The sequence below is a fragment of the Klebsiella sp. JB_Kp031 genome (assembly GCF_040064295.1).
GTDB lineage: Bacteria > Pseudomonadota > Gammaproteobacteria > Enterobacterales > Enterobacteriaceae > Klebsiella > Klebsiella quasipneumoniae.
This window is the reverse complement of record NZ_JBEAJW010000034.1, coordinates 21,215-45,345: the sequence shown is the minus strand read 5'-3', so window position 1 is coordinate 45,345 and position 24,131 is coordinate 21,215. Positions and strand designations below refer to the sequence as shown.

Below are 24,131 nucleotides of genomic sequence, written 5' to 3'. Positions count from 1 at the left end.
TCTGTTCAGCGCAATCTGATTCATCTGATAAAGATAATATTTCGCCAATCGCAAATGAAAAGATTAGCGCGCGTTGACCGAAAATGCGATATACCACGCTGGCGCTGGATCTGAATAAGATAACAGGCGGCTACAAGCTATTGTAACCAAACCTTTTCCTGTCTGGCCTCGCTGGCCAGGGCCCAAAATAGCGCTAAATGACAACAAATATCATTTGCCTTCTCTGCAGAGAATACTTACATTCATAACTATTGGTAATGTTTTTAGCGCAGTGCGCTTTTATATTTCGAGGTGGATATGTCCGGAATCATCACGCTGGTCATCGCGCTGATCCTGCTGGTCGCGGCGGTGTATAATCTTATTTCCTATATACGTGACCGTCGCAGCGCCAGCTTGCCGAGCAAAAAAACCAAACGCTGAACACGGTTAAAACAAATTCCTCCCTGCTCCAGCGTCGCTGGCATCCTCCTCTTCCTGGCTTACTGTGGACATAAAAAAGCCCCTGCCATCAGGCAGGGGCCGGTATCCGGTCGCAAACCGCGACGTTGCCGCCTCACCCGCCGGGCGCGATGCGCCCAGGGTGGCTGGCGAACCCCATCCGGCGCTTATCTCCGGCACTCACGATGGCTTAGCTCTTGAAGGGGTATCAGAATAATCTCACATCCCCCGCCGCGAGTTTTAACCATTTTTGCCATCGTGACTATTAGCGCACTAACACACCCATTGCGTAATAATCTTTTGCCGCTTAAGGGTCAATCCGTTAGCCATGTTTAACCATCACATGGCGAACCACGGTGTAATCCTCAAGGCCATACATCGACATGTCTTTCCCGAAGCCCGACAGCTTCTGGCCGCCATGCGGCATTTCACTCACCAGCATAAAGTGGGTGTTGACCCAGGTGCAGCCGTACTGCAGCCTGGCGCTGAGCCGGTGGGCGCGGCCAACATCTTTCGTCCACACCGAAGAGGCCAGCCCATACTGGGAGTCATTTGCCCAGCTCAGGGCCTGCGCTTCATCGCTGAAAGGCGTCACGCTGACCACCGGGCCAAACACTTCGCGCTGCACGATAGCGTCCTCCTGCCGGGCGCCGGCGAGCAGCGTCGGCTGGAAATAATAGCCGGCGCCGTCAGCCCGATTGCCACCGGTAACCACTTTAATATGCGGTAGCGCCTTTGCGGCTTCCACCGCGGCGCTGACCCGCTCAAGATGGGCCAGCGAGCTCAGCGGCCCCAGCTCGGTGGCGGCATCCTCCGGCGCCCCCATTTTCAGGCTGGCCACCGCCGCCCCGAGCTTCTCCACCAGCTGCTCATAAATACCCTGCTGGGCGTAGATCCGGCAGGCGGCCGTACAGTCCTGGCCGGCGTTGTAAAACCCGAAGGTCCGAACGCCATCCACTACCGCGTCGATATCCGCGTCGTCAAAGACGATGACCGGCGCCTTACCGCCCAGCTCCATATGGGTACGTTTAATCGACGAGGCGGTATGGCCGATGATATGGGCGCCGGTGGCAATCGACCCGGTCAGGGAAACCATCCGCACTTTCGCGTGGGCGGTCAGCGGATCGCCCACCGTTTTGCCGCGGCCGAACAGTACGTTGATCACCCCTTCCGGGAAAATATCTTTTGCCAGCTCTGCCAGCTTCAGCGCCGTCAGCGGCGTGATCTCGGAGGGTTTTATCACCACACAGTTGCCTGCCGCCAGCGCCGGGGCCAGCTTCCAGGCCGCCATCATCAGGGGATAGTTCCACGGCGCGATGGAGGCTACCACGCCCACCGGGTCGCGACGGATCATCGAGGTATGCCCTTCCAGATACTCTCCGGCCGCCATCCCCGGCAGGCAACGGGCGGCGCCGGCGAAGAAGCGGAAAACGTCCGCAATGGCCGGCATCTCATCGTTAAGCACGCAGTGCAGCGGCTTGCCGCAGTTCAGCGACTCCAGCTGCGCCAGGGGCTCCGCCTGCGCCGCGATGGCATCCGCCAGCTTCAGCAGACATTCCGCGCGCGTTTTCGGCGTCGTCTGGCTCCAGGCATCAAACGCCCGATCCGCCGCCTCAACGGCGGCATCCACCTGGGCCGCTGTCGCTTCGGCAATCTCCAGGATCACTTCGCCGGTCGCAGGGTTGTATACCGGCACCTTTTCGCCTTCACCTGCCACTAACTTACCGTTTATTAAGAGGTTGTGTTGCATAGCATTATCCTGTTTCATGGTTTTATTTCCCGTTTCCGGCGACGTTATCGCCGTCGCGGGTGAGCCACCAGGCCCCTAAGATTGGTATCGTTGTTACCAGCATCACCAACAGCGCGACAACGTTGGTAACGGGCACATCTCGCGGCCGCCCCAGCTGATTCAGTAACCACAGCGGCAAGGTTCGCTCATGCCCCGCGGTAAAAGTCGTGACGATGATTTCATCAAATGACAGGGCGAATGCCAGCATCCCGCCCGCCAGCAGCGCCGAACCCAGATTGGGTAGCACCACGTAGCGAAAGGTCTGCCAGCCAGTCGCCCCCAAATCCATCGAGGCCTCCACCAGGCTCCAGGAGGTCCTGCGGAAGCGAGCGATGACGTTGTTAAACACCACCACTACGCAGAAGGTCGCGTGCCCCACCACGATGGTCAGCAGACCAGGCTCCAGGCCGACCGCTTTAAAGGCTGTCAGGAGCGCCAGGCCGGTTATAATCCCCGGCAGGGCAATGGGCAGCAGCAGCAGTAGCGACACCGCGTTCTTACCAAAAAAGGTGCTCCGCCACAGGGCGCCTGCAGCAAGCGTGCCAAGCACTAAGGCAATGGCCGTCGACAGGGCGGCAATTTTAAGTGACAACGTCACTGCCTCCAGAATATCGCTGCGCCCTGCCGCCTCACTGAACCAGCGCAGCGTCAGCCCCTGCGGCGGAAAGCTGAAGGCAGCATCTTCGGTATTAAAAGCATAGATGGCGATGATCAGCAGCGGAAAGTGGAGGAACACTACCCCGCCCCATGTCGCCAGTTTCAGGTACCAGGGTGCGCGTTCAGAGTGCATCGAAGGCTCCCAGACGTTTCACGAACGCCAGATAAAGGGCAATCAGCACGATCGGCACGAGGGTAAACGCCGCCGCCATCGGCATATTGCCGATCGCCCCCTGCTGCGAGTAGACCATATTGCCGATAAAGTACCCCGGCGGGCCGACCAGTTGCGGCACGATAAAATCGCCCAGCGTCAGCGAAAAGGTGAAGATCGACCCGGCGGCAATTCCGGGAATAGCCAGCGGCAGGACCACGTAGCGAAAGGTCTGCCGTGGGGCAGCGCCAAGATCGGCCGAGGCCTGCAGCAGAGAGCCCGGAATACGCTCCAGCGCCGCCTGCACCGGCAGGATCATAAAAGGCAGCCAGATGTAGACGAAGACCAGAAAGCGTCCGAGGCCGGAAGTGGATAAGGTGTTGCCGCCCACCGCCGGGACGGTCAACAGAGCGTTCAGCGCCCCTTCCAGCCCGAGATGGCCGAGGAACCACTGCGCTACGCCATCTTTGGCCAGCAGCAGCACCCACGCGTAGGCCTTGACGATATAGCTGGCCCACATCGGCAGCATGACCGCGATATAAAAGAAGGCCTTCATTTTGCCGCTGGTGTAGCGCGCCATATACCAGGCCATCGGCAGCGCCAGCAGGGCGCTGGCCAAGGTCACGCACAGCGCCATCACCAGGGTGCGGACGATAATGTCGTAGTTGGCGGGGTTGAACAATGCCTGCAGGTTGGCCAGCGTAAAGTCGCTGGTCACCGACATGGTGAAGTCGTCAAAAGTGTAGATACTCTGCCACAGCAGGGTCAGCAGCGAGCCCAGATAGACGATGCCAAACCACATCAACGGCCCAAGCAGCAGCAAAAACAGGCCCAGCGCCGGCCGGCGCCAGAAGATCCCCGATACGCGTCCGGCCTGCGCAGGAACAATCGCCATGGTCATCTCAGCCTCCGCTTTCCAGCGGGGTCATCGCCGCCCGCGACCATGACGCCTGCACCGTTTGCCCGGTTCGAGGAACGCTCGCCGCCGCCGCGCCGTCGATATTGGCCTGGCTAACCAGCAGCTTGTCGCCATCCGCCAGCCGGAGCTCGATCCGCGTCGCCGCCCCCTGATACTGTACCGCCTGAACCACGCCCTGCACCTGCACCTCCCCGCCGCCCTGCAGGCGAACATGCTCCGGGCGCAGCGACCAGCAGCCCGCCAGGCCGCATAACCGCCGGGCCGCCTCGGCCTCAAAGACGTTGGCGGTGCCGACGAAACCGGCGACAAAGGCGGTCTTCGGATGCAGATAAAGATCCTGCGGGGCGTCCACCTGCTCAATGCGCCCGTTGTTAAACACCGCCACGCGATCGGACATCGACAGCGCTTCGCTCTGGTCGTGGGTAACGAAGATGAAGGTGATCCCCAGCGACTGCTGTAGCTTTTTCAGCTCCACCTGCATCTGCTCGCGCAGCTTTAAATCCAGAGCGCCCAGCGGCTCGTCGAGCAGCAGCACCCGCGGCTGGTTCACCAGCGCCCGGGCGATGGCGACCCGCTGCCGCTGACCGCCGGAGAGCTGGGAGGGCTTGCGATGGTGCGCAAAACCGAGGGCCACCTTTTCCAGCGCTTCCTGGGCGCGGGCATGGCGCGCTTTCTTCGCCACGCCTTTGACCATCAGGCCGTAAGCAACATTGTCGAGGATCGACATATGGGGAAACAGCGCATAGTCCTGGAACACGGTATTGACGTCCCGCTGCCAGGGCGGCAGCTCGCTGGCCGGCTGACCGAAGATCCGAATGGTGCCGCCGGAGAGCTGCTCAAAACCAGCAATCAGCCGCAGGCAGGTGGTTTTCCCCGAGCCCGAAGGACCCAGCATCGAGAAAAACTCGCCGTCACGGATGCCAATGCTGACCCCGTCCACTGCCCGTACATCGCCATACAGGCGCGATACATTCTGAAACTCGACCGCGTACGTCATTGTTTACCTCCGATCCTTAGCGGCCGCCCATTATCGCAATGTAGTCCTGCGTCCAGCGGCTGTAGGGAACGTATTTCCCCCCCTCGGCAATCGGCGTTTTCCAGAAGTGGATGCGGGTAAACTGGTCATAGCCGTTGGTCTCACAGCCTTTCTCTCCGAGCAGCGCGCTGGCTTTACAGCCCTCAGGCACCACCGGCAGCGAGCCGAACCAGGCCGCCACATCGCCCTGCACCTTCGGCGTGAGCGACCAGTTCATCCATTTATAGGCGCAGACCGGGTGCTTCGCCTCGCTGTGCAGCATGGTGGTATCCGCCCAGCCGGTCACCCCCTCCTTCGGAAATACGGTGGCGACAGGCTGGCCTTCCGCCTTCAGGCCGTTGGCCTGATAGGGCCACGAGCTGGAGGCGGCCACCCCTTCGTTTTTGAAGTCGTTCATCTGCACGGTGGCGTCATGCCAGTAGCGGTGAATCAGCGGTTGCTGGTCACGCAGCACCTTCAGCACCGCGTTGTACTGGGTTTCGGTCAGCTGATAGGGGTCATCGATCCCGAGCTGTGGTTGGGTGGCTTTGACAAACAGCGCGGCGTCGGCGATATAGATCGGGCCATCATAGGCCTGCACTCGCCCCTGATTGGTTTTGCCATCCGGAAGATCCTGCTTCACGAAGACCACGCTCCAGCTGTCCGGCGGCGTCGGGAATACGCGGGTGTTGTACATCAGCAGGTTCGGTCCCCACTGATACGGCGTGCCGTAGACTTTGCCCCCGACGTTAAACCATGCCCCTTGCGCAATGCGCGGGTCAAGAGTGCGCCACCCGGCAATCAGCGCTGTGTTAATCGGCTGAACGCGTTTACCCATGATCAGACGCAGCGAAGCATCGCCCGAGGCGGTCACCAGATCGTAGCCCCCCTTAGCCATCAGGCTGACCATTTCGTCGGAGGTGGCGGCGGTTTTCACATTGACCTGACAGCCGGTCTCCTTTTCAAACTGGCTGACCCAGTCGTACTGCTTGTCGGTCTGACCGCGTTCGATATACCCCGGCCAGGCGATAATATCCAGGCGCCCTTCCGGTTTATCCAGCGAGGTGAGTGGCTCAGCCGCCTGTACGGTCAGGCAGGCCATCCCCAGCACATAAAGGCTGCAACGGGCCAATTTTTTGCTCATCAGGTGTTACTCCTGTCACAAGGGAATTAGCGGCAGCCGTGCCGTAAAAATATCTCCTGAAATAAGGGTAGTCAGCGGATTAACGCCCTCGAGGGAATTTATTCAGGTTGTGACCCGGGACGCATTACGCAAAAATCGCCAACACAAGAATGACTTTATGGATTATAGACAACGAGTTAGAGAAAAAGGAGGGGTATGCATATTTCCTATGGTGAGCGCCGGTAAAATAATGACCGGCCTCGATAAAAAAAACTCTTCGTTTATTTATAGCGATTGGTTATCGCGGCGAAAAATAGCCAAAGCGATCAGGTAAGCTGCTCACGAATTAGTTCACCCAGCCGCTTCACCCCTTGCTCTTCGCGTTCTCCCCAGCCCCAGGCGGTATTGAAACGGAAAAACGAGGTCCAGCTGGCAGAGGTGGAAAACATTTTTCCCGGAGCGATGCTGATGTGCGACGCCAGCGCCCGGGCGCTCAGCACGCTGGCATCCGCCCCTTCCGGTAGTTCGATCCACAGAAAATAGCCGCTGTCGCTGTGATGAATAGTGACCTCCGGCGGCAGATGGCGCAGCAGCGCCTGCCAGGCCTGCTGTTTACGTTCCGCCAGCTGGCGACGGAGACGGCGCAGATGGGCGTCGTAGCGTTTGGTCGACAGGTAATCCACCAGGGCTAATTGCATCGGCGAGCTGGTGGAGAGCGTACTCATCAGCTGCAACTGCTGGATCCGTCGCGCCTGTTTCCCGGCAGCCACCCAGCCGATACGAAAGCCGGGCACCAGACATTTTGAAAACGAACTGCAGTGCAGCGTCATATCCTGTTGATCCCAGAACTTCGCCGGCAACGGCTTCTCGCGGCCAAAATAGAGCTCACTGTAAACATCATCTTCAATCAGCATCACGTTATAGCGCGCCAACAATGCCACCAGCGCCGCTTTTTTTTCGGCGCGGAGGGTGAAGCCGAGCGGGTTCTGACCGTTGGTCATCAGCCAGCAGGCCTTGACCGGATAGTTTTGCAGGGCCGCCTCCAGCGCCGTCAGGTCAATGCCCTCCTTGACGTCGGTGGCCACCGACAGCGCCTTCAGGCGCAGCCGCTCCAGCGCCTGCAGGGCCCCGTAAAAACAGGGATTTTCCACCACCACCCAGTCCCCCGGCTCGGTCACCGCCTGCAGGCTAAGGTTTAACGCCTCCAGCGCTCCGGCGGTAATGACGATCTCGTCGGGCGAGACGTTCATCCCCTGCAGAGCATAGCGCCGGGCAATGGCGTGCCGTAGCTCCGCGTTGCCCGGCGGCAGGTTCTCAATCACGCTCATGGCGGTGGCAGTTTTACTCACCTGCGCCAGCGAACGGTTAAGCTGCTGGAGCGGAAAGAGGCGCGGATCCGGGAAGGCCGAGGCAAAGGGCAGCATTGACGCCTGGCGGCTGGCCTGAAGCACCTCAAAGATGTAGGTATTGATATCAACCGCTTCATCGCGGGTCACCTGGGCAGGCGGCGCCGGCTGACGAAGCTTCACCGGCTGGGGGGCAACGTAATACCCTGACTGTGGTCGGGCGACGATGCGCCCCTGGCTTTCCAGTAGCTGATAGGCATGGCTGACGGTCATAAAGCTCATGCCGCTGCTGATCACCTGCTCGCGCAGCGAGGGGAGCCGATCGCCCGGTAACCAGACGCCCAGCGCGATCTGGTCGGTCAACTGCTGCGCCAGCTGTTGATACTTTTTCATTGTTACCCTTTCCTTGCTGCAACCTCCTTTTATCATATATCAGTTGTAATAAATTAACAGTTTTAAGAAACTGTTATGTAAAACAGCGCAACCCGGTCACACAGAACGCCCGCAGGAAAGGTTCACGAGAAAATTGTCCAAAAAAACGATATGATGCATAACCAAAAAATGAACATGATACCGATGGTAATACATAAGCTATGTAATCCTTTTTCTGACATGACCATTCCCTTTTATTGATATCCTGAGAATAAAATACAAAGCACGGCTAAATACGACAATTTAAAATTATTTAATTCATAATTAACTGACTCATCCTTTTTACTGATTCTCATACTAGCAAACGTGTGCAGACGTTAAATTCATTAATAAAGAACAGATAATAAAATGCTATATCTGTCGTAATCAGAGGATATTGCTCACAAAAATTAAACGACCGCGCTTTCCCGGGCAGCTATAGGTCTAAGCTGATCCGTAAGACTACGATAATACAGTGAAATAGATTATTAATATTTTCCTGGCCAACAATCTGGCTTTGCTTTCAGCGTTAAAAATGACGCTGTTCACCCGGGGGATCTCCATGTTGGCGGTCCCCGGAGACCGGCAAAAAGATCATAACAGCCGCCAACTGTTATGATAAAAAATGAACCGACTGCCTCTGCCCCCTTGCCGCCACCCTACCTAAAATTGCGCTGAATCAATTTTGTTGTGGAGTCCTGCATGTTCGGTCTTGATGCATTCCATCTGGCGCGAATTCAATTCGCCTTTACGGTCTCGTTTCATATTATCTTTCCCGCCATCACCATTGGCCTGGCGAGCTACCTGGCGGTTCTCGAAGGCCTGTGGCTGAAAAGCAAAAATCCCACCTGGCGCTCGCTGTACCATTTCTGGTCGAAGATCTTCGCCGTCAACTTCGGTATGGGAGTGGTATCCGGGCTGGTGATGGCCTATCAGTTCGGCACTAACTGGAGCGGTTTCTCGCAGTTCGCGGGCAGCATCACCGGCCCCCTGCTGACCTATGAAGTCCTGACGGCGTTCTTTCTCGAAGCCGGTTTTCTCGGGGTCATGCTCTTCGGCTGGAACCGGGTGGGGCCGGGGCTGCACTTTTTCGCCACCTGCATGGTAGCCCTGGGGACCATCATCTCAACCTTCTGGATCCTCGCCTCCAACAGCTGGATGCAGACTCCGCAGGGATTTGAAATCGTCGATGGCCAGGTAGTGCCCGTCGACTGGCTGGCGGTGATTTTTAACCCGTCGTTCCCCTACCGCTTACTGCACATGACGGTGGCGGCATTTCTCAGCAGCGCGCTGTTCGTCGGCGCCTCGGCGGCCTGGCATCTGCTGCGCGGCAATCAGTCGCCAGCGATCCGCAAGATGTTCTCCATGGCGCTATGGATGACGCTGCTGGTCGCGCCGGTCCAGGCGCTGATCGGCGATATGCATGGCCTGAACACCCTGAAACACCAGCCGGCAAAAATCGCCGCCATTGAGGGCCACTGGGAAAACCCGCCCGGCGAGCCGACGCCATTATTGCTGTTTGGCTGGCCAGATATGGAGCAGGAGCGCACCCGCTACGGGCTTGAGATCCCGGCGCTGGGCAGTCTGATCCTCACCCATAGCCTGGATAAACAGGTGCCGGCGCTGAAGGAGTTCGCCCCTGAGGATCGCCCAAACTCCACCGTGGTGTTCTGGTCATTTCGCCTGATGGCCGGTCTGGGTATGCTGATGCTGCTGCTCGGGGTGCTGGCTCTGTGGCTGCGCCGCGGCGACCGGCTGTACCACTCGCGGCCGTTTCTGCGCTTTGCCCTGTGGATGGGCCCCTCAGGACTGATTGCGATTCTCGCCGGCTGGGTGACTACCGAAGTGGGCCGCCAGCCATGGGTGGTGTATGGCGTTCAGCGCACCGCCGAGGCGGTTTCCGCCCACGGCGATCTGCATATGTCGGTCAGTTTGTTGACCTTTATTGTGGTTTACAGCGCCGTCTTCGGCGTCGGCTACAGCTATATGCTGCGCCTGATCCGCAAGGGGCCGCAGGCGGTGCAACCCGCGACAACCGGTACGCCAGCCCGCCCGCTGTCCGCCGCTACTGAAGGTTATCTGCAGAAGGAGTCCCGCTAATGGGTATCGAATTATCGGTGATCTGGTTCGTGATTATCATCTTTGCCACGCTGATGTACATCGTCATGGACGGCTTTGATCTGGGCATTGGCATACTGTTCGGCACGGTCCGGGGCAGCACAGAGCGCGACGTGATGGTGAACAGCGTCGCCCCGGTTTGGGATGGCAATGAGACCTGGCTGGTGCTGGGCGGTGCCGGTCTGTTTGGCGCCTTTCCCCTCGCCTACGCGGTGATAATCGACGCCCTGTCGATCCCCCTGACCCTGATGCTGATCGGCCTGATCTTTCGCGGCGTGGCCTTTGAATTTCGCTTCCAGGCCACGCCGTCGCACCGGCCGTTCTGGGATCGCGCCTTTTTCGGCGGTTCCCTGCTGGCAACCTTCAGCCAGGGCGTGGTGGTCGGAGCGGTGATTAATGGTTTTACCGTCAGCGGTCGCACCTTCAGCGGCGGCATGTTTGACTGGCTGACCCCGTTCAACCTCTTTTGCGGACTCGGGCTGTGCGTGGCCTATGCGCTCCTCGGCGCCACCTGGCTGGTAATGAAGAGCGAAGGCGCGCTGCAGCAGCGGATGCGCAGGGCGTCGCGGCAGATGCTGGTCGCGCTGCTGGGGGTATTTGCCGTCATCAGCCTGTGGACGCCGCTGGCGCACCCGGCGATCGCCGCCCGCTGGTTCAGCCTGCCGAATCTCTATTTCCTGCTGCCGGTGCCGCTGCTGGTGCTCCTGATTAGCGCCTGGCTATGGCGCACGCTACCTCTGCATGACCGCCATGTCTCGCCTTTCACCCTGACGCTGGGCCTGGTGTTTCTCGGCTTTAGCGGACTGGGGATCAGCATCTGGCCGCATATTATTCCGCCGTCGATCACCCTGTGGCAGGCCGCCGCCCCGCCGCAAAGCCAGGGCTTTATGCTGGTGGGCGCGCTGCTGATTATTCCGGTTATTCTTGGCTATACCTGCTGGAGCTATTACGTGTTCCGCGGCAAAGTCCAGCCCGGGGAGGGGTATCATTGATGAAAACCGTCTGGTCCAAACGTCTGCTGTGGCTGATCGCGCTGTGGGGAGGCAGCGTGCTGACGCTGGCCGCCATCAGCCTGCTATTTCGCCTGCTGATGACCGCCGCAGGTCTTAAAGTTTGAACCGGGATGCAGAGTATTCCGGATCTGGACTTCTCCATCTTGTCTTCACTTTTACCTGCTGAAATACGCGGACACATCAGAATAAAGGATATTGCTATGAAGAAGTTAGCTTTACTCTCCGCCGCGTTGACGCTGGGAATATCGTCATGGGCTTTCGCTGCCGACAACCCGCCGCCGCCGCCAGAAAAAGGCGCGCACCATCAGGGTAAATTGCCGGCGAAAAAGGGCCAACACGACGGTAAGCAAGTGCAACACAACGGCAAGCAGCCGCAGCATGATGGCAAGCAGCCGCAACGAGACGGCAAACAACCGCAGCATGGTGGTAAGCAGCCGCCAAAAGGCGGCGAGCACAGCGGGAAACCACTGCCGCCAAAAGCGTAATCCCTCAGGCCTGGCCTTCTACGCCAGGCTTTTTTCACCCTCTTTCAGCAGACATTGACAAACTCTTGCCCTTCTTTGATAAACCGGGAAAAAAACCTGCACAGCCCCTGGCATAGTAAGCCCACGCCATTGATTCGCAGAGAAAAGGTATGTTGAGAAGAAGCACGAGTGCCCTGCTGTTGTTGTGCGCGCTATTTTCCGGGCATCTGCTGGCCCACCGTCAGGGGCACGATTACTTTCCGGTACAGGGTCTCGAACAGCAGCTGCTGCATGAGGCGGATAGCGATGAGCTTCGCAGCCGGTGCGAAGAGAACGCCGCCGACCTGCGCGAGCATCACCGCTGGCAGGACGCCCGCAAACCGCGGGCATCACACAGCCAGTAGCGTCGCCGCAGATCAGGCCCCTTTGTGCTTCGGCAGGGTCTTCATCAGCTCGTCAGGGCTAACGGAGGCCACGATGCTCCCCGGATGCGGCATTTTGAGGATATGGTTTTTGATCTTGCCGACCACGTGCATTTCGCACGGACGGCAGTCAAACTTCAGGGTCAACACTTCATCGCCATGGATCAGCTGCATCGGCGTGGCTTTCCAGCTCTTGATGGAGCCTTTCGCCTGTTTCGGACAGAGATTGAAGGCAAAGCGCAGGCAGTGTTTGGTGATCATCACCGGCACATCGCCCTTCTCTTCGTGCGCTTCATAGGCGGCATCAATCAGCTGCACGCCATAGCGCTGGTAGAACGCCCGCGCCTTATGGTTATAGACGTTGGCGAGGAAGGAGAGATGGGTCTCCGGGTAAACCGGGGGCGGCACGGAGACCGGCTTGCGGGTACCGCGCTGCCAGGCGTTGAGACGCGCGTCATCCAGCATTTCGGCGGTTTCACGACGCAGCTGGTTGAGCAGGCTGTTGGGAACAAACAGCGGCGGCAGGTTGACCTGCACATCGCGCGCATAATAAATGGTTTGCCCCAGTTTTGTGACACCGTCACGCAGGTTGGTTAGCGCTTTCTCTGCCTGGTTAGCTTCGGCAAACACCCCGTCAAGGGTATGGGTCACGCTGACGCCATCTTCACAGGTCATGGTGAGAACCAGCTGCTCCTGCCAGCCGCTTAGGGTGACGTCTACGGCGATGCGGCGTTCGCTGGAGGTCTTCAGCAGCGCCTGCTGCCAGTTGTGGTCGAGGTTGCGGTTAAGCGCCTGATGCGGACGCACTTTATGCAGATCCGCAGGCATCTCGTTCGGCCACACTCGATAGCGATTTTCGCCAGTTTTTTCCACGGTATTGGCGCGGAAACCCACCACTTCGCGCTTAATCATCACGTTAAGGCCGTCGCCGTTGGTTAACGGTTCGCTAACCTCGACGTCGAGATGGTCTTTACCCACCTTCAGCACTTCGCCCACCGGCAGTCCGATAAATTTTGGCGAATCAAAGGCGCCGATATCGCCTTTACGGGCATTAACGAAGTAGTCGGTGCTGCCGCGGTGGAAGGTTTTATCGGTGGACGGGATAAAGAAATGCTCAGTGCGGCCGGCTGAAGCGCGCGCGAGGTCGCCGCGGTCTTCGATTATGGCGTCCAGCATCTGGCGGTAGTGAGCGGTGATGTTTTTCACGTAGCTCATGTCTTTGTAACGGCCTTCAATTTTGAAGGAGCGTACCCCGGCGTCGATCAGCGCCGCCAGGTTGGCGGTCTGGTCGTTGTCTTTCATCGACAGGAGATGCTTTTCATAGGCCACCACGCGCCCCTGATCGTCCTTCAGGGTATACGGCAGGCGACAGGCCTGCGAGCAGTCGCCGCGGTTGGCGCTGCGTCCGGTCTGGGCGTGGGAAATGTAGCACTGGCCGGAATAGGCCACGCACAGTGCGCCATGGATAAAGAATTCAATGGTGGCGTCAGTATTATCGTAGATGGCTTTGATTTGACTGAGGTTCAGCTCGCGCGCCAGCACGATCTGGCTGAAGCCGGCGTCTGAGAGAAACTTTGCTTTCTCCACGCTACGGATATCGCACTGGGTGCTGGCGTGCAGCTCGATTGGCGGCAGATCCAGCTCCATGATCCCCATATCCTGAACAATCAGCGCATCGACGCCCGCGTCATAGAGATCCGTGATCAGCCGCTGCGCCGGCTCCAGCTCATCGTCATGCAGAATGGTGTTCAGCGTCACAAAGACCTTGGCGCCAAAGCGATGGGCGAAAGGCACCAGCCCGGCGATGTCACTCAGGCTGTTGCTGGCGTTGTGGCGGGCGCCAAAGCCAGGTCCACCGATATAAACGGCGTCAGCGCCGTGAAGGATCGCTTCGCGAGCGATACCGGCGTCGCGGGCAGGACTAAGAAGTTCAAGACGATGATTGTGCAGGCGCATACGCGTGTTGTTATCCAGTATAAGGGGGTCGAAATGGCGGCTATTGTAGTCAGAACCGGGCGCAGACGAAAACCTTTTCCGCCGTCATGGGACGACGAATTTTCAGTTTTCAGCAAAGTATTGAAGGAAAAGATATTTCCTTCAAATCACCGTACAGAGTACTGTCATTACGTATTCCGGATTTTCCTCGTCACGTTGTGAGTGGTTATCATCAGTCATCTTGTCTGGCCGCGGGTTCGCCCGCGGTTTTTTCTTTTGGATAATGGATAAGCGAATGGAAATGAGCCGCCAGGACGCCGCTGTTCCGATAGGCATGCGCCGCATCGCCGGCAAAGCGCCGACCCTCACCCGCCTGCAGCGAGTGCCATTCCCCCTGTAAGCAGAGCTCCAGAGTACCGCTAATCACCACCACATGCTCAATCACCCCTTGTTCATGCGGCGTCGATTCACTCAGCGCCCCGGGAGCGAGGGTTATCGAGAAATGATCAAAGCGCAGCTCCGGGTCCCACGGAAAGACCGGGGTTACCACCATCGCCTGCTGCTGCGGGTCAAACGCGGAGGGCGCCACGCTGTCATCCGGAACGATAAATGCCGAAAACGGCACGTTCAGCCCGGTGGCAATCTTCCACAGCGTCGCTACCGTCGGACTCGATTCATTCCGCTCTATCTGCCCGAGCATGGCTTTCGACACCCCGGTCTCTTCCGCCAGACGCGACAGGCTCCAGCCGCGCTGCTGACGCAGATGTTTGAGGGTGGCCGCCAGATGTTGCGCAATATTCATCCTACCTCCTGATTTTTCAGCCCAGAGTATACCCCCATTTGCCTCATTCTACAGGGCGATTAGCGGCATCGCGGGCCGTTTGCGACGAGCGCCTCGGTGGCGCTACCCTCACGCCGCGGATAGCTTGTACGCTATAACGTACAATGATAGAGTAAACGGACGTTATAACGCACAAGAGAAAACTATGCGCTCGTTTACCGTTCCGCTTCCCACCCTGTTCGCCGGCTTCGTCGCCGTGCTGGTGGGCTACGCCAGTTCTGCCGCCATCATCTGGCAGGCCGCCGCGGCCGCCGGCGCCACGCCCGGGCAGATCGCCGGCTGGATGACGGCCCTGGGCCTCGCCATGGGCGTCAGCACCCTCGCGTTGAGCGGCTGGCGAAAAGTGCCGGTGCTCACCGCCTGGTCAACGCCGGGCGCCGCCCTGCTGGTCAGCGGCCTGCAGGGGGTGACCCTACCCGAGGCGGTGGGGGTATTTATCTTCGCCAATGCGCTGATCGTCCTCTGCGGCGTCACAGGCCTGTTTGCCTGGCTGATGAAAATCATTCCCCATTCGCTGGCCGCCGCAATGCTGGCCGGCATTCTGCTGCGTTTCGGTTTGCAAGCCTTCGCCGGCTTACAGGATCATCTGCTGCTGTGCGGCGGCATGCTCGCCGCCTGGCTTCTGTGTAAGGCGCTGTGGCCCCGCTTCGCCGTGGTGGCCGCGCTGGCTGCGGGGGCGCTGATAGCCGCGGTCTCCGGGGAAGTAGCCAGCGCCGCTGTGCCGCTGGCGTTTGTCGCACCGGAATGGATCGCCCCGCAGTTTACCCCGGCGCTGCTTCTCAGCGTCGGCCTGCCGTTCTTCCTCGTCACCATGGCTTCACAGAACGCGCCCGGGTTCGCTACCCTGCAGGCAGCAGGCTATGTCGTACCGGTCTCCGCGCTGATCGTTGTCTGCGGGGGGCTGGCGCTGCTGCTGGCGCCGTTTGGGGTCTACTCCATCTGTATTGCGGCGATCACTGCCGCCATCTGCCAGAGCCCGGAAGCGCACCCGGATCCTCAGCAGCGCTGGCTGGCGGCCATGGCTGCCGGCGGTTTTTATCTGCTGGCCGGTCTGTTCGGGGGATCGATCACTGCGCTGATGTCGGCCCTGCCGACAGCGTGGATCCAGATGCTGGCCGGCCTGGCGCTGCTCGGCACCATCGGCGGTAGCCTGTTTCAGGCGGTACACCAGGCCAGTGAGCGCGACGCGGCGGTGCTGACCTTTCTGATCACCGCCAGCGGGGTGACGCTGGCGGGAATTGGTTCGGCGTTCTGGGGCGTGATGCTCGGCGGAGTGAGCTACGGCGTGTTATCCGCGCTGCGCCGCCCGTAGCTGGGAGGGCGTCAGGCCGGTGGCGGCTTTGACCCGATGGCTGAAATGGCTGGCGGAGCTGAAACCGCATGCCAGAGCGATCTCGGTGAGCGGCAGCGCGCTGTGGCAGATCAGGTTTTGCGCCTTCGCCATTCGCTGCTGCATCACATATTGATGCGGAGCCATATTCAGCGACTGGCGGAACATACGGGCAAAATGAAATTCACTCAGTCCCGCCTGCTGCGCCAGGTCGGCCAGGGTCAACGGCTGATCGAGATGAGCGTCAATCCAGGCCAGCACGTGACGCTTCACCCCTGGCGCCAGTCCTCCTGTGACCGAGGGCAAGCGCCACTGCACTGTGGAATAGTGCTGGATCAGATGGGTGAGCAACAAACTGCTGGCGGCGCTAAGTGTCAGCTGGTTCGCCGGCTGTCGCCAGTCATTAGCCAGCAAAAACTGACGATACACGCTGGTGATTTTGTCATCGCTGGCGAAGGTTTTTTCCTGCAGGGTGAAGTTAGCCGGGCTGCGATCCCACACTTCCTCCCCAACGCGGCGCAGATGCGCATCGGTACAATAGAGATGGACAAACGACAGATCGCCGCGGATATCCCAGACGCTTTCATCGCCTTTCGGCATCAGGCAAAAGCGATCCGGGCCGCCGCCATTCTTCCAGCCGTGCGGCGTCTTTTGATAGCTTTCATAACCATCGGCGATGTACAGGCTTAAGGTATGATGATCGCTGCGCACCGTCACGGTATCGCAGTTGTTATACCACGCGGCCAGTTGAATACCGGAATTCAGCTCCACAGTGCCCTTCAGCACCGCATTCTGTCGCCGTAATGTTTCAAACGTCCCGTAACCCATCGCCTTCACACATCTGTTCTGTCAAGAAAACTCTAGTCTAGGGAGACTGCGATGCGGTTTCCAGTCCTCACCGCCGGCAAAAGACAAATAAGCGCAAGAATTTGCAAGCCGACAACAAGCGGATGAAAGCCGCAGGTTGCGGCAGGCGGCATACTCCTCCGTTCAACAAGCAGAGGAGAACCAGGGTGAACGCATTACTTTATGCACTCGTTGTCGTTATCTGGGGGACGACGTGGATTGCTATTTTTTTACAACAGGGGCCGGTGGCGGCGCCGGTATCGATATTCTGGCGTTTCGCCGTGGCCAGCGTCACAATGCTGACGATTCTGCTCGTCACACGACGTCTGCGGCCGCTGGGCGCGAAGGACCATTTCTGCTGCCTGCTGCAGGGCTGCTGCGTCTTCTGCTTCAATTTCTGGTGCTTTTATACCGCCGCCGCCTGGATCAACACCGGTCTGGAATCGGTGATCTTTTCCATGGCGGTACTGTTTAACGCCATCAATAGCTTTCTTTTCTTCCGCCAGCAGCCGCCGGGACGCTTCTGGGCTGCCGCCGCGCTCGGTCTGGCCGGTATCGTCACCCTGTTCTGGGATGACCTGCTGGCCAACGGGCTAAACGCTACGCTACTGTGGGGGATCGGTCTGAGCGCGCTGGGCACCTATGGCTTTTCGCTGGGCAATATGTTCAGTATTCGTCACCAGCGGCGGGGGCTGGAGACGCTGACCACCAACAGCTGGGCGATGCTGTACGGCACGCTGGTGATGGGGGCTATCGCTCTGCTCCGCGGAGATAATTTTATGCCGGAGTGGACCGTCAGCTATCTTGGCGCCCTGCTTTACCTGGCGCTGTTCGGCTCAGTTGTCGCCTTCGGCGCCTATTTCACCCTTGTGGGGCGCATCGGCGCCAGCAAAGCCGCCTACAGTACGCTGCTGTTTCCGCTGGTCGCCCTGTCCATCTCCACCGTCTATGAAGGGTATGTATGGCACAGCAACGCCGTTATCGGACTGGCGCTGATCCTGTTGGGTAATCTGGTGATGTTTGCCAAACCGGAACAGCTGCTGCTGCGCCGAAAGCTGGCCTGAAACGGCGGAAGATAAATCAGCGCCGTCGGCAGACGGCGCTGACGAGATTACCGCTGGGAAGGGTCGAATTTGACGGCGTCTACCGCCATATCATCGATCACCTGCTTCATGGTTTCGATAGTCAGCGGCGTGTTTTCATTGGCCAGGGTTTTGCCCTCACCTTTACGAACCACTTTGATCACTGGCTTGTTGGTGCTGGCGTCAATCAGTTCGGCTTCAAAATAGAGGTCGGTGTCCATCGTACGATGGCCGGTGGCGGCTTGAGTACCGGCAACAATCATCGCTACCGGAACCACTTCATAGAACTGCAGCCCTTCTTTGCTGGAGTCCACTCCGGTGATCGCCCCGCGGAAAATAAGGCTACGCTTGCCGGCAGTGGTTGCCAGCGGTTTACGCTCGGAAATGGCCTGTTTGAGCTGCTTGTTGGTGTAATTCAAAATATCCTGCAGCGCCTTTTCACCCACCTGGGTCGTCGGCTTCGGTACCGGATAGTACGTTACCGGATGGTAGACGACATTATCGTAGTTGGCCGGATTGTAGTTTGGATCGATCCAACGCAGCTCCGACTTACCGGAGGCAGTGGTAGCTTCTTTCAGGTTGGAATAGTCTTTTAAAAAGCCCGAATACTGATTCGGTTGCGCCAGTTTGGACGCACAGCCCGTCAACGCTAACATCCCCGCCAGAGCGGCGACTTTAAATAACACGCGAGTACGCATAAAGAGATCCCTGTAAATGCAGTTTTTTCGGCAGACGTTATAGCAGATAAGACCCACTAGTTTTGTGACAAAATGAGGGCTTCGTCAAGGAAGATATACAAATATTGATGGGATCAACATTACGTTATTAAATAATTACTTAAAACGTTAACAGGTCGGCTTTAACCTTTCTTTTCAGCGAGGGTTTTCGCGCTTCTTGATCCGAGGTGTATTCGTGAGAGGCGGCGCGGTCAATCTCAGTAATTACACGCGCCGCTGAGGATTATGCGGGCTTGCGCGCCAGCAGCGTGGCGAAGCGCAATTTGATCCGGTTGCCGCTGGCGTCGGTCCGATGCAGCTCACCGACGTCCTCATTATATTTCAGTAATTCCCAGTCCCGGTAGTACTCCCGAAGTTCATCGGATTTAAAAGCAAACGGGAAGCCGACGGTGCAGGGATAGTCCTCGGTGTCCATCGCCGCGACAATCAGGTTATAGCCCCCGGCGGCGGTGCAGCGCTGCATATTGCCGATGAGTCCAGGGATGGTGTCAGGCTCGAGGAACATCATCACTACGGTGGAGAGGATCAGATCATACTCGCCGTCAAAGGCCAGGCTGTTGAGGTCTTTCACCGCGGTCTGCAGATTATCCAGCCCTTCGGCGGCGCGAATAGTCTCCAGATTGTTGATGCTCATCGCATTTTTATCCCACGCCGCCACCGTGAAGCCATTCGCCGCCAGATAAAGACTGTTACGTCCGTTGCCGCAGCCCAGATCCAGCGCCCTTCCCGGCGGCACAATCGTCGCGGCATGCAGCACCTCAGAGTGGGTGCGGGTCAGGCCATATTTTTCACTAAAATAATCCGCGTCTCGCGTTGTCATGATCCTTCCTTCTTATTCAGGAGTGTTTCCCGGTCGACCTGTAGCAACAGTTTCCCGCTGACCAACAGCAGCCCTGTGCGCAGCAGCAGCAGGCCGATGACCAGATTGCTAAAAATAAAGAGCGGCAGCGCCAGATGATGAAAAAAGCCGTCCGCCTTCGCCTGGCCCAGATGCAGGCCGGTGGTGGCCAGGGCGGAGATACCGAACGAGAAGCTCCAGAAAGAAGCATTGAACGGCTGGCGAAGATACCAGGGCATCAGACGCAGCATAAACAGCAGCTGTAACAGACCGTAGCCGAACAGCAGCTTAGCGAAGGTATCGGCCTCACCGCCGTTAACGCTGAGCCAGGCGCTGCAGGCCACCAGCGCAGGCGCCAGCTGGATCCCCAGCGACGTGCGCAGCGCGGTCGGCAGTTCGCCTGCGCTGCGCAGACGATGGAGGATAGCCGGCTCGAGGCTCAGCCAGGAGAAGACCCCGGCGCCAAGGAACACCAGTCCGGCGTCGGTAAACCCCAGCGCGCCGCAGGCCATCGCGCTGATAAAATTATTCGCCACCGTGGGCAGATACAGCCCCGGCGTAGTGGCCTCGCGAGGATGGTTTCCCCGCCACAGGCCGCCGCTTTGCCAGGCGGCATAGGCCAGCTGCAGCGCCACGCCCGGCACAAACAGCCCGATGGCCAGCGGTCGGCACCAGGGCGCCAGACCAATCGATACCAGCAACGTGGTGGCGGGAAACAGGCTGACGAAGCTGCTGCTGACCGGATGTCGCATTTCCTGCAGCACACTCGCCGGAAAGCGGATCGCCCGGCTGATAAACGCCATACTGAGCAGGACCCATATCGCTATCGCCAGCGTCACCAGCCCATCACCAATACTGCGGCTGACCGGCCAGAGGGTGCTGGCGTAACGCCAGGCAAAGCCCAACCCGATGGTGCCAAGCACCATGCCAAAATATCCCGCCGGCAGGTTAAGCACCTGCTGCGACCTATACGTTTTGTTCATTTTATTGATGTTATCAATTAAATTTGAAGTTGCATTCTAAAGGAACCTTATAACACGCGCTACGGCGATCTTTGCTATGTTTATGTTAACCATAAGTAATGAGGATCGGGAATGCGTAAATACCGTCTCAGCGAACAGACCCGGCAGTATTGTTACCAGGAAGAGGATGGCAAACAGTGCGTCACCCTGCGCCAGATCGTGGCGCTTATCGATTTCGCTGACGTCAAAGCGGGCAGCGAAGGCGGCTGGGTGGATGAAGAAAGCGCCCTCAGCCAGCAGGGAGAGTGCTGGATCTACGATGCCAATAGCGTGGTCTTCGCCGGGGCGCGCATCCTCGACGATGCCCGACTCAATGGCCCCTGCGTGGTCAGCCATGGGGCTATCATCAGCGGACGGGCATCCATTCACGCCTCGCAGGTCAGCCATCACGCGCAGATTGGTGACAACGTCACGATTAGCCAGAGTCTGGTGCGCGGCTACTGTCGCCTCGCCGATGAGGCTCGTCTTCTGCCCCACTGTCAAGTCATTGCCGCCCGTGGGCTGACCGCCGATCGCGACAAAGTGCTGCAGATTTATCAGCGAGCCACCGTCAGCGCGTCGCGCATTCTCCACCAGGCGCAGATCTATGGCGAGGCCTTCGTCGAACACGCTTTTGTCGAACATCGGGCGGAAGTCTTTGACCATGCCAGGCTCGAGGGAAACGAGGAGAACGACGTCTGGGTGTGCGATAACGCGCGGATTTACGGGCATGCCCGTCTGATCGCGGGACGCGGTGAGGACGCCATTCCCACCGTGCGCTACAGCTCGCAGGTCGCGGAGAATGCGGTGATTGAAGGCAACTGTCTGCTAAAGCATCGGGCGATGGTGGGCGGCGAGGCGCAGCTGCGCGGTGGACCGATTCTGCTTGATGATGACGTGCTGATCCAGGGGCGGGCTGTCATCGTCGGCGATGTGATCGTTGAGCACCAGGTCACTCTTGGGGACGAGGTGCAAATCGCCGCACGGGAAGGAGAAGCCATTCACCTGCGCGGCCCGAAGACCCTCGGCGGCCAACAGCAGATCACCCGAACGCCGCTGTTAGGCGCCCTGTAGCGCCTCGTCGCGGTCAATAATACGGGCGTAGATATTCTGATCGTCATAGCTGCCGTTCAGATACTCGGCCTGTCGGAGACAGCCTTCCAGAACAAACCCGTTACGCAACGCCACCTGGTTGCTGCGGGTATTCGCCACCCGACATTTGATCACAAACCGGCGCACCAGCCCGCTGCGGGCATAGTGGTGGATAAAGGCCTGCAGGGAACGGGACAGATACCCCTGCCCCTGGTGATCCTCATCGATCCAGTAGCCAATATAGGCCGTCTTATTCTGCGGCTCGATCTGGTTAAACGACAGAACGCCAATCGGCCGCTTTTCGAGAAACAGCAAAAACATTTTGGCGTAATCCCGCTGATGCAGCATCACGTTACCCTGTACATGGCGGCGGGTCTCCTCTTCGCTGCGCACCTCGCCGGCCCAGCTGAGCGACTGCTGTAGCCAGCGCTGGTTTTTCACCACCAGCTGGTGCAGGTCGCTGACGTAGCGTTCATCAATGGCGATAAGCGTCAGCGCCTCGGTTACCGGGATCGACTCCGGTACTGCTGGAATGTCTGTGGTCATGGGCCTCTCTACGGGCCCGCAGGGGGTGCCTGGGGCCACGGCTGTCACGGGGTTATTTCATGATCCGGTCGTCAATGTAGTTACGTTTATCCGGCGCCGGCGGGAAGTACTGATAGAGCCAGGTTTCGCTGATGGCTTCTCCCTGACAGCGCAGGAACAGACGCATCTCCACCGGGTCGGTCGAGTCGGAGGTCGGATACCAGTCGAAGAGGATCCGGTAGCCATCGAACGGCTCGACGTAGAGGATTTCAATCTGCTTCGCTTCGCCGCTGGAGAGGGTGATCACCGGTTCAATACCGCGCGGCGCGGCCGCTTTCAGATCGCCGCCAACAAAGTCGATGGCAAAACGACGCGCCCACTTGTCCGGGTAGTGTTCGCCCGGCGCCCATCCCTCCGGGAAGCCCCCCATCCCGGTGCGGGTGGCGAGCACACGCGCCAGCGGTGTGCTGACCGGCGGCTGTGCGCTCCAGTAGAGACGGTAGCGGAAGTCGAGTTCGTCGCCCGTCTTCACTGCCTTTTCCGGCTGCCAGAAGCAGACGATATTATCCAGCGTTTCACCGGTGGTCGGGATCTCCATCAGGCTGACCGCCCCTTTGCCCCACTGGTTACGCGGCTCAACCCACAGGCTGGGACGCTTGTTATACCAGCCCATCACGTCCTGGTAGTGGGAAAAATCACGGTCCAGCTGCAACAGACCAAAGCCGCGCGGGTTCTTGTCCTGGAAGGCGTTGAACTGCAGCTTCTGCGGGTTGTTCAGCGGCCGGCAGACCCATTCGCCGTTGCCCAGCCACATCGACAGCCGATCGGAGTCGTGGATCTGCGGGTGGATGGTATCGCACATCCGACGCTCGTTGTTGCCGCAGCTGAACATGCTGGTCATCGGCGCGATCCCCAGCTGTTTGATATCCTTGCGGGCGTAGAGATGGTTCTCGACGTCCATAATGACCTGGGTATCCTGGCAGTGGATGGTGAACTTGTAGGCGCCAGTGATGCTCGGGCTGTCGAGCAGGGCGTAAACGGTAAAGACCGTGGCGTCCCCTTTGACCGTTTCGAACCAGAAAGAGGTGAAATCGGGGAACTCTTCCGGGGTATCGGTAAAGGTATCCACCGCCAGCCCACGGGCCGACAGGCCATACTGGTAGGTGCTGTCTACCGCGCGAAAATAGCTGGCGCCGAGAAACGCCACGATATCCCGGCGCGCCAGCTCAGGTGCTTTAAATACCCGGAACCCGGCGAAGCCGAGGTCGGACTGTCCTTCCAGCTGGCGGGTATCTACCCCGGCGTCATTGTACTTGAACAGCTCCGGACGGAAGTGGATCTCGCGCGCCTGCTGGGTGGCGGCGTCTAAAGAGAACATGCGCACGCGGCGACGGAACCCCATCCCGACGTGGAAAAACTGGATATCCAGTTTGCGTTCTTCAATATTGTTCCATAGCGAGTGGTTAGCGTCATACTGAATGCTGTTATAAGCCTGCGGGGTGAGATTGGCCAGCGTCGGCGGCAGATCGCGCGGTGCCCCGCCCCACGGCTGGCGCGCCAGATCGTGGGCCATCGCCTGCAGCACGGCATAATCGAACCGACGCGTCTGCCCGTCGGCAATGCCCGCGTCTTCAGCAAACGCGGCCTGACTGAATAAGGAAGCGACTCCTGACGTTCCGCATACGGCGGCAACAGCCATGGAAGATTTAAGAAAACGTCTGCGGTTCATGCCTGAGAAAGCGTCCTTCTGCACGGGTGAAATGATTCGCAACGCGTCATCACGCTGCGTGATAATTTCCGCCCACTCTAGACAAAAACGATTAATAATCCAATTGTTGCCAGCAGAAAAACGGTAAAAAAGCCCTGTCTACCAGAACAGGCTGTTTTTTCATCGCCGGCGGAGGGAGAGCGCAATATCTAACGCAAACCCGCCTTAAACAAAGCGGACAGCACTCTCCCGGCGCCCTGTCTCATCGCCGGGCCGTTTCTTAGCCACCCGCGGCCTGCAGCAGGGTCGTGCCCCGCTGAACCGCCCCCC

At 58.8% G+C, this 24,131-nt stretch carries 24 protein-coding genes; 10 read left to right on the top strand and 14 right to left on the bottom strand.

Annotated features, from left to right (window positions below; all coding sequences use genetic code 11):
• The first annotated feature begins 297 nt into the window (after positions 1 to 297).
• Complete coding sequence (locus ABLV64_RS16075; protein WP_004175940.1) at positions 298 to 420, top strand: small membrane protein; 123 nt, start codon at positions 298 to 300, stop codon at positions 418 to 420.
• A 340-nt stretch (positions 421 to 760) separates the two neighbouring features.
• Here the strand turns inward: ABLV64_RS16075 and patD are convergent, their stop codons facing one another.
• The 6 genes from patD to ABLV64_RS16045 all read right to left on the bottom strand — a co-directional run bounded on the left by patD (position 761) and on the right by ABLV64_RS16045 (position 7,831).
• Positions 761 to 2,188, bottom strand: coding sequence for an aminobutyraldehyde dehydrogenase (gene patD / locus ABLV64_RS16070; protein ID WP_099441479.1), 1,428 nt, complete (start codon positions 2,186 to 2,188; stop codon positions 761 to 763).
• Positions 2,189 to 2,210: 22 nt separating this feature from the next.
• The gene (locus ABLV64_RS16065) at positions 2,211 to 3,017 is read right to left on the bottom strand and encodes an ABC transporter permease (protein ID WP_017900483.1); all 807 of its coding nucleotides are present in this window, start codon (positions 3,015 to 3,017) and stop codon (positions 2,211 to 2,213) included.
• Positions 3,007 to 3,936, bottom strand: a complete 930-nt coding sequence (locus ABLV64_RS16060) for an ABC transporter permease (protein ID WP_004202776.1) — start codon at positions 3,934 to 3,936, stop codon at positions 3,007 to 3,009. Before ABLV64_RS16060 ends, ABLV64_RS16065 begins: the two co-directional genes overlap by 11 nt.
• Before the next feature lies 1 nt (position 3,937).
• Positions 3,938 to 4,951 (bottom strand): ABC transporter ATP-binding protein, encoded by a 1,014-nt coding sequence (locus tag ABLV64_RS16055; protein ID WP_004202778.1) that lies wholly within the window; start codon positions 4,949 to 4,951, stop codon positions 3,938 to 3,940.
• Positions 4,952 to 4,967: 16 nt separating this feature from the next.
• The gene (ydcS, locus tag ABLV64_RS16050) at positions 4,968 to 6,113 is read right to left on the bottom strand and encodes a putative ABC transporter substrate-binding protein YdcS (RefSeq protein WP_017900481.1); all 1,146 of its coding nucleotides are present in this window, start codon (positions 6,111 to 6,113) and stop codon (positions 4,968 to 4,970) included.
• 305 nt (positions 6,114 to 6,418) lie between these two features.
• Positions 6,419 to 7,831: a PLP-dependent aminotransferase family protein gene (locus ABLV64_RS16045; protein WP_017900480.1), complete on the bottom strand. Its 1,413-nt coding sequence runs from the start codon at positions 7,829 to 7,831 to the stop codon at positions 6,419 to 6,421.
• A gap of 720 nt (positions 7,832 to 8,551) precedes the next feature.
• On the opposite strand from ABLV64_RS16045, the gene ABLV64_RS16040 reads away from it, so the two are divergent.
• The 5 genes from ABLV64_RS16040 to ABLV64_RS16020 all read left to right on the top strand — a co-directional run bounded on the left by ABLV64_RS16040 (position 8,552) and on the right by ABLV64_RS16020 (position 11,848).
• A complete protein-coding gene (locus ABLV64_RS16040) occupies positions 8,552 to 9,949 on the top strand; it encodes a cytochrome ubiquinol oxidase subunit I (RefSeq protein WP_023318407.1) in 1,398 nt (465 codons plus the stop codon).
• The gene (cydB, locus tag ABLV64_RS16035; RefSeq protein WP_109882838.1) at positions 9,949 to 10,959 is read left to right on the top strand and encodes a cytochrome d ubiquinol oxidase subunit II; all 1,011 of its coding nucleotides are present in this window, start codon (positions 9,949 to 9,951) and stop codon (positions 10,957 to 10,959) included. Before ABLV64_RS16040 ends, cydB begins: the two co-directional genes overlap by 1 nt.
• A complete protein-coding gene (locus ABLV64_RS16030; RefSeq protein ID WP_004202785.1) occupies positions 10,959 to 11,084 on the top strand; it encodes a DUF2474 domain-containing protein in 126 nt (41 codons plus the stop codon). Before cydB ends, ABLV64_RS16030 begins: the two co-directional genes overlap by 1 nt.
• A gap of 96 nt (positions 11,085 to 11,180) precedes the next feature.
• Positions 11,181 to 11,465, top strand: coding sequence for a hypothetical protein (locus tag ABLV64_RS16025; RefSeq protein WP_004202787.1), 285 nt, complete (start codon positions 11,181 to 11,183; stop codon positions 11,463 to 11,465).
• Between the two features lie 149 nt (positions 11,466 to 11,614).
• Entirely contained in the window at positions 11,615 to 11,848 is a 234-nt protein-coding gene (locus ABLV64_RS16020) for a DUF2554 family protein (RefSeq protein ID WP_017900476.1), read from the top strand.
• A 12-nt stretch (positions 11,849 to 11,860) separates the two neighbouring features.
• Here the strand turns inward: ABLV64_RS16020 and ABLV64_RS16015 are convergent, their stop codons facing one another.
• Positions 11,861 to 13,822 (bottom strand): U32 family peptidase, encoded by a 1,962-nt coding sequence (locus tag ABLV64_RS16015; protein ID WP_080846791.1) that lies wholly within the window; start codon positions 13,820 to 13,822, stop codon positions 11,861 to 11,863.
• 33 nt (positions 13,823 to 13,855) lie between these two features.
• Here ABLV64_RS16015 and ABLV64_RS16010 point away from each other — a divergent pair, with 33 nt between their 5' ends.
• Complete coding sequence (locus tag ABLV64_RS16010) at positions 13,856 to 14,023, top strand: hypothetical protein (protein WP_032425876.1); 168 nt, start codon at positions 13,856 to 13,858, stop codon at positions 14,021 to 14,023.
• 10 nt (positions 14,024 to 14,033) lie between these two features.
• Here the strand turns inward: ABLV64_RS16010 and ABLV64_RS16005 are convergent, their stop codons facing one another.
• A complete protein-coding gene (locus ABLV64_RS16005; protein ID WP_004202791.1) occupies positions 14,034 to 14,603 on the bottom strand; it encodes an XRE family transcriptional regulator in 570 nt (189 codons plus the stop codon).
• 184 nt (positions 14,604 to 14,787) lie between these two features.
• Here ABLV64_RS16005 and ABLV64_RS16000 point away from each other — a divergent pair, with 184 nt between their 5' ends.
• Positions 14,788 to 15,954: a benzoate/H(+) symporter BenE family transporter gene (locus tag ABLV64_RS16000; RefSeq protein ID WP_049003831.1), complete on the top strand. Its 1,167-nt coding sequence runs from the start codon at positions 14,788 to 14,790 to the stop codon at positions 15,952 to 15,954.
• Here the strand turns inward: ABLV64_RS16000 and ABLV64_RS15995 are convergent.
• Positions 15,931 to 16,800: an AraC family transcriptional regulator gene (locus ABLV64_RS15995; protein ID WP_004202793.1), complete on the bottom strand. Its 870-nt coding sequence runs from the start codon at positions 16,798 to 16,800 to the stop codon at positions 15,931 to 15,933. The two genes, ABLV64_RS16000 and ABLV64_RS15995, sit on opposite strands and share 24 nt — an antisense overlap.
• A 185-nt stretch (positions 16,801 to 16,985) precedes the next feature.
• Between ABLV64_RS15995 and ABLV64_RS15990 the strand changes: the two genes are divergently transcribed.
• Positions 16,986 to 17,882, top strand: a complete 897-nt coding sequence (locus tag ABLV64_RS15990; RefSeq protein ID WP_032456156.1) for a DMT family transporter — start codon at positions 16,986 to 16,988, stop codon at positions 17,880 to 17,882.
• Positions 17,883 to 17,929: 47 nt separating this feature from the next.
• Here the strand turns inward: ABLV64_RS15990 and ABLV64_RS15985 are convergent, their stop codons facing one another.
• From ABLV64_RS15985 to tehA, 3 genes are all read right to left on the bottom strand, one after another.
• Complete coding sequence (locus ABLV64_RS15985) at positions 17,930 to 18,598, bottom strand: DUF3313 domain-containing protein (RefSeq protein WP_004202796.1); 669 nt, start codon at positions 18,596 to 18,598, stop codon at positions 17,930 to 17,932.
• A 262-nt stretch (positions 18,599 to 18,860) separates the two neighbouring features.
• Complete coding sequence (gene tehB / locus ABLV64_RS15980) at positions 18,861 to 19,457, bottom strand: tellurite resistance methyltransferase TehB (RefSeq protein WP_004202797.1); 597 nt, start codon at positions 19,455 to 19,457, stop codon at positions 18,861 to 18,863.
• Complete coding sequence (gene tehA / locus ABLV64_RS15975; RefSeq protein ID WP_004202798.1) at positions 19,454 to 20,458, bottom strand: dicarboxylate transporter/tellurite-resistance protein TehA; 1,005 nt, start codon at positions 20,456 to 20,458, stop codon at positions 19,454 to 19,456. Before tehA ends, tehB begins: the two co-directional genes overlap by 4 nt.
• A gap of 111 nt (positions 20,459 to 20,569) precedes the next feature.
• Between tehA and ydcK the strand changes: the two genes are divergently transcribed.
• On the top strand, positions 20,570 to 21,550 hold the full coding sequence (gene ydcK / locus ABLV64_RS15970; RefSeq protein WP_004202800.1) for a YdcK family protein: 981 nt from the start codon (positions 20,570 to 20,572) through the stop codon (positions 21,548 to 21,550).
• Here the strand turns inward: ydcK and rimL are convergent.
• Both rimL and ABLV64_RS15960 read right to left on the bottom strand, forming a co-directional pair.
• On the bottom strand, positions 21,536 to 22,114 hold the full coding sequence (gene rimL, locus ABLV64_RS15965) for a 50S ribosomal protein L7/L12-serine acetyltransferase (protein ID WP_004202802.1): 579 nt from the start codon (positions 22,112 to 22,114) through the stop codon (positions 21,536 to 21,538). The two genes, ydcK and rimL, sit on opposite strands and share 15 nt — an antisense overlap.
• A gap of 52 nt (positions 22,115 to 22,166) precedes the next feature.
• Positions 22,167 to 23,822 carry a glucan biosynthesis protein gene (locus ABLV64_RS15960; protein WP_004202803.1) on the bottom strand — a complete coding sequence of 552 codons (1,656 nt, stop codon included), beginning with the start codon at positions 23,820 to 23,822 and terminating at the stop codon, positions 22,167 to 22,169.
• Positions 23,823 to 24,131 lie beyond the last annotated feature (309 nt).

Excerpts from the sequence above, each read along its gene's own strand:
- ABLV64_RS16075 (WP_004175940.1), top strand. The coding sequence starts at position 298 with ATGTCCGGAATCATCACGCTGGTCATCGCGCTGATCCTGCTGGTCGCG.
- patD (WP_099441479.1), bottom strand. The coding sequence starts at position 2,188 with ATGCAACACAACCTCTTAATAAACGGTAAGTTAGTGGCAGGTGAAGGC.
- ABLV64_RS16065 (WP_017900483.1), bottom strand. The coding sequence starts at position 3,017 with ATGCACTCTGAACGCGCACCCTGGTACCTGAAACTGGCGACATGGGGC.
- ABLV64_RS16060 (WP_004202776.1), bottom strand. The coding sequence starts at position 3,936 with ATGACCATGGCGATTGTTCCTGCGCAGGCCGGACGCGTATCGGGGATC.
- ABLV64_RS16055 (WP_004202778.1), bottom strand. The coding sequence starts at position 4,951 with ATGACGTACGCGGTCGAGTTTCAGAATGTATCGCGCCTGTATGGCGAT.
- ydcS (WP_017900481.1), bottom strand. The coding sequence starts at position 6,113 with ATGAGCAAAAAATTGGCCCGTTGCAGCCTTTATGTGCTGGGGATGGCC.
- ABLV64_RS16045 (WP_017900480.1), bottom strand. The coding sequence starts at position 7,831 with ATGAAAAAGTATCAACAGCTGGCGCAGCAGTTGACCGACCAGATCGCG.
- ABLV64_RS16040 (WP_023318407.1), top strand. The coding sequence starts at position 8,552 with ATGTTCGGTCTTGATGCATTCCATCTGGCGCGAATTCAATTCGCCTTT.
- cydB (WP_109882838.1), top strand. The coding sequence starts at position 9,949 with ATGGGTATCGAATTATCGGTGATCTGGTTCGTGATTATCATCTTTGCC.
- ABLV64_RS16030 (WP_004202785.1), top strand. The coding sequence starts at position 10,959 with ATGAAAACCGTCTGGTCCAAACGTCTGCTGTGGCTGATCGCGCTGTGG.
- ABLV64_RS16025 (WP_004202787.1), top strand. The coding sequence starts at position 11,181 with ATGAAGAAGTTAGCTTTACTCTCCGCCGCGTTGACGCTGGGAATATCG.
- ABLV64_RS16020 (WP_017900476.1), top strand. The coding sequence starts at position 11,615 with ATGTTGAGAAGAAGCACGAGTGCCCTGCTGTTGTTGTGCGCGCTATTT.
- ABLV64_RS16015 (WP_080846791.1), bottom strand. The coding sequence starts at position 13,822 with ATGCGCCTGCACAATCATCGTCTTGAACTTCTTAGTCCTGCCCGCGAC.
- ABLV64_RS16010 (WP_032425876.1), top strand. The coding sequence starts at position 13,856 with ATGGCGGCTATTGTAGTCAGAACCGGGCGCAGACGAAAACCTTTTCCG.
- ABLV64_RS16005 (WP_004202791.1), bottom strand. The coding sequence starts at position 14,603 with ATGAATATTGCGCAACATCTGGCGGCCACCCTCAAACATCTGCGTCAG.
- ABLV64_RS16000 (WP_049003831.1), top strand. The coding sequence starts at position 14,788 with ATGCGCTCGTTTACCGTTCCGCTTCCCACCCTGTTCGCCGGCTTCGTC.
- ABLV64_RS15995 (WP_004202793.1), bottom strand. The coding sequence starts at position 16,800 with ATGGGTTACGGGACGTTTGAAACATTACGGCGACAGAATGCGGTGCTG.
- ABLV64_RS15985 (WP_004202796.1), bottom strand. The coding sequence starts at position 18,598 with ATGCGTACTCGCGTGTTATTTAAAGTCGCCGCTCTGGCGGGGATGTTA.
- tehB (WP_004202797.1), bottom strand. The coding sequence starts at position 19,457 with ATGACAACGCGAGACGCGGATTATTTTAGTGAAAAATATGGCCTGACC.
- tehA (WP_004202798.1), bottom strand. The coding sequence starts at position 20,458 with ATGAACAAAACGTATAGGTCGCAGCAGGTGCTTAACCTGCCGGCGGGA.
- ydcK (WP_004202800.1), top strand. The coding sequence starts at position 20,570 with ATGCGTAAATACCGTCTCAGCGAACAGACCCGGCAGTATTGTTACCAG.
- rimL (WP_004202802.1), bottom strand. The coding sequence starts at position 22,114 with ATGACCACAGACATTCCAGCAGTACCGGAGTCGATCCCGGTAACCGAG.
- ABLV64_RS15960 (WP_004202803.1), bottom strand. The coding sequence starts at position 23,822 with ATGAACCGCAGACGTTTTCTTAAATCTTCCATGGCTGTTGCCGCCGTA.